The sequence below is a fragment of the Fluviicola sp. genome, assembly GCF_030151805.1.
GTDB lineage: Bacteria > Bacteroidota > Bacteroidia > Flavobacteriales_D > Crocinitomicaceae > Fluviicola.
This window is the reverse complement of record NZ_JASLCN010000132.1, coordinates 1-3,676: the sequence shown is the minus strand read 5'-3', so window position 1 is coordinate 3,676 and position 3,676 is coordinate 1. Positions and strand designations below refer to the sequence as shown.

The following is a 3,676-nucleotide window of genomic DNA, read 5'->3' as shown; positions in this document are numbered from 1 at the left end:
GGAGCAAGACGCGGGAAAGCATGTAATCACCAACGAGAACGGCAATTTTGTTCTTCCATAAGGCATTCACAGAGAAAAAGCCCCGGCGTTCGTTGGCATCATCTACTACGTCGTCGTGAACCAATGTTGCGGTATGAAGCAATTCAACCAAAGAAGCGCTCTGATACGTTTTTTCGTTGATTTCCCCAAGCATTTTAGCTGTCAGAAATAAGAACATGGGGCGCATTTGCTTCCCTTTTCTCCGAATGATGTAATGCGTGATTTTGTCCAGTAAAGGAACTTTGGATTTCATGCTCTCATGGAAACGAACCTCGAACAATTTCATTTCGGTTTCGATGGGCGCTAAGATCTCCTTTACTGTCATGATTACAAATTTACTTTAAAATTCAAAATAAGATACGAGAAAAGCCCGGAGAAATTGAAAATCGGAAATGGGCAAGATCAGAGAATTACAGGTTCGTGACAAGATGTGTTCATAATCAGAACCTAATTATATAGTCGGGTTGATTTTCCGGCAGAACTTACAACGTAAATCCTTTACGAAGTTCAGGGTATATATTTGCCAAAAAGTAATAAAAACCGCCATTCTTCACGGCGGTAAGTGTGGAGGAAAAACAATTTTATTTAAACGGATACTGTTAAATCTTTAGCGTGATAAAATAAAATGAAATTCGTTGCGTATTGAATGCAAGAAGGTTACGGAAGTGATAAAGTTTTCTTATCAATGAAGCAATCCGGAGTGCAAAATTTATTCGGGAATTTCTAATTAACTTCGCGCCGCTGACTAATTCAGTTAGATTTTCATCTTACTTATTCACTTAGAACTGGAATTAAATTTCACCGAATTGATTCAGGTTATTTACTTTCATTTTTGGAGAGGTAAGGGATGTGTGACTGAAAGTTGGTTAATACAACTTAAATTAATATTTCATGAAAAAAATCCTATTTGGATTGATGCTTCTGGTATCATCCACCACCTTTTCTCAGCTTGACAGCCTTGATTTTTCAATGTCTTTTGTAACAAATCCTGCTTTTACTCCCGGGTTGGATGATGTGAGCAAACAAGGAAACATTTTCCAGGTAAAAGTGTTTGTGAATGATGCAGATTATGTAGGGAAACTAATTGTCATGGTGTATGATTTGCCAACCAATACTCCAATGGCGATTCTGAAACTGGATCGAGAGCAAGTCTTGAGCGAAACCTATACGGAGAATGGTTTGCTGGTGTTCAGTTTTCCTTACCTGAATCCGGATGCAAGTTATAAAGTGATCCTGGAATCTCAGAATTTCCAGGGAGCCTATTTACCACGAGTTGAGAAGAACTACCCGAACTGATCTTATTTTCCATAAATCTTATTTTATATGAAACGAATATTGGCGTTATTCGCTTTTTTGTCGTGCTATTCTGTCTATTCCCAAATGGCACCGGACGTTACGCTTTACGCAACGGAAGATGGTTTTACCAGTTCATCTGCTCCAAGTGGTAATTTCGGTACTCTGGGCGCAATGAGTATTACCAAAAGCCGGGCTTCTGTAGAACGAAGTTTTTTAAAATTTAACCTGGCTTCGATTCCTGCAAATGCGGTGATTACGTCTGCCATTTTGAGATTGACTCCGAATGGGGCTGAAAATGTAGCGACTCCGAATTCAAGCGAATTATACCTGGATATTTGTAATACTTCCTGGACGGAAGCAGGGTTAACAAATGCTTCCGGTATTTCTAATAATACATTGTTTGCAACTGTTACAGCTTCTACTTTCAATTCAACTCTTTCAAAACGTGAGTTTCAAGTTAAGGAGCATGTTCAGGCAATAATAGAAGGACGCTTGCCCAACCAGGGCTGGCGGATTCGCTGGAGTGCTGAAACGGTTGCAATTGCAACTACTGCGTCATATTATACCAGGGAAAACGCTACACAATCCAATCGGCCGCAATTGATTATTCAGTACTATTTAAGATCTTCTGTAAGTGCGGCGACCATTGTTCATACAAGTTCTTTGGATAATACAGATGGCTCTGTTTCACCGACAGTGATAAACGGTTCCAATGATATTAAAACATTTCGCTGGTATAATGCGGCGGGAGCGCAAATTGCAACAACTCAAAATCTGATGAATGTCGGTAAAGGTTGGTACGGTTTGAAATATTATGGCGGTGCATACGGAGACACAACCTACCAGGCCTTCCTGGTGGGAACAGAATGCGAGGATGTTTCAGTTACATTTGATCCGGGATCGAATTACATAGATGACACCTGGATGATGGAAGGAGTTGAGGGTTCCGGAAATACCATTATCAACTACACGCAGCAAAATTTTGGATATGTTAATGAGTTAAAAACGGATAAATGGGCAAATTATGCTCCTTATAATTCGCGGGGTTTATTGAAATTCAGATTGTGGGTTGATCCGAATTGTCAAATCAATACTGCGAATATGACATTATACGGTATTGAGCATGCTCCGGATACCCGGCCGAATGATTCGGAGTTGCTTCGGGTAACATCTCCCTGGACGGAATATGGTACAGCATTTATAAATAGTCCGACTTCAACAAGTACCGGGAAAATCAATATTGCGGGAGTACCGGCAGGAAATGCGAATGTGACCTTAAATATTGCAAGTTTTTTCAATACCTGGAAAGCCAGTAATACGACCAATTACGGGATGTTGCTACAATTGCAGACTTATACGGGATCTTACACCCGGATGCAATTCAACTCGAGCGATGTACCGGCAGGAGGATCGCGATTAAGACCCAAAATTGAGTTTACAATTAAAGCTGATGCGTGCGATCTGAGCAGAAAAGGAACAATCACGGTTACAGATTATGATCAGGCATTAAAAAAGAATGTTTCGCTAAAAATCTCAACACCTTCATGGTCTTCTGCACCATACAAATATGTGATTTCGGATCAGGTGATTTCTGACCCGCGTGGTATGTTGAAGTACCTGAATGATTCTGTGTTTGATCCGGATTTGGATAGTACAAAGTTTTTGGTAGGAACTGTGAGCGCAACTTCATTTGATTTCGGAAGCCTGGATTACGGAACTTATAATATAGCCGTTTTTGATAACAAGGGGAAACGCATTTTTGAACGATCCGGTTTAGATCTTTATCCTGTTATAACCTATAACGCCAGCACCAATGCTACAGTGATAGATAACAATATGATACGACCGAATACTGCCGCGAATGCCACATGTGAAATGAACATTTTTGCGAATACGTACAATCAGGGAACTGTTAAGCTGAATGCTACAGCGCTTAGTGGAGCTCAATATTACGGATTTGTGGATGCAAGCAGAACATTGAGTACTTCCGCTGATATCCGTTATGGGTTCTATTTCAACGGAGTGAATCTGTATACGATCAAGGACTATGTGGTGCAAACTGCTAAGGTTTTCAAAGCAAGTGCAGATAAGTATGTAACAATGAATTTTATAAATGACACCATCATTTTCAGTAATGATAACACCGTTATTGACAGGGCAGGACTTACAGCGGGCTATTCATTCAAATTAGGAGGTGTGATGAATGGTGCTTCCAGAACACGTGTCAGAGTTATAAGGGAGGCAATTAAACCCTTTTTCATGATGACACTCAGTGGAACCGAAAGAACCTGTGCGGCTCCAACCAGTAATTTTCAATTCCAGATGAATGGTTTCTTCTTTA

3 protein-coding genes are annotated in these 3,676 nt (G+C 40.3%); 2 read left to right on the top strand and 1 reads right to left on the bottom strand.

Going from position 1 to position 3,676, the window contains the following annotated elements:
• Nucleotides 1-364: polyprenyl synthetase family protein (locus Q1V93_RS05045; protein ID WP_300662354.1), on the bottom strand; the 364-nt coding region annotated here is incomplete at its 3' end.
• A 566-nt stretch (nt 365-930) separates the two neighbouring features.
• Here Q1V93_RS05045 and Q1V93_RS05040 point away from each other — a divergent pair.
• Nucleotides 931-1,335, top strand: a complete 405-nt coding sequence (locus Q1V93_RS05040; RefSeq protein WP_300662351.1) for a hypothetical protein — start codon at nt 931-933, stop codon at nt 1,333-1,335.
• A gap of 27 nt (nt 1,336-1,362) precedes the next feature.
• The coding region (locus Q1V93_RS05035; protein ID WP_300662348.1) for a DNRLRE domain-containing protein at nt 1,363-3,676 on the top strand (2,314 nt) is incomplete at its 3' end.

Excerpts from the sequence above, each read along its gene's own strand:
- Q1V93_RS05040 (WP_300662351.1), top strand. The coding sequence starts at position 931 with ATGAAAAAAATCCTATTTGGATTGATGCTTCTGGTATCATCCACCACC.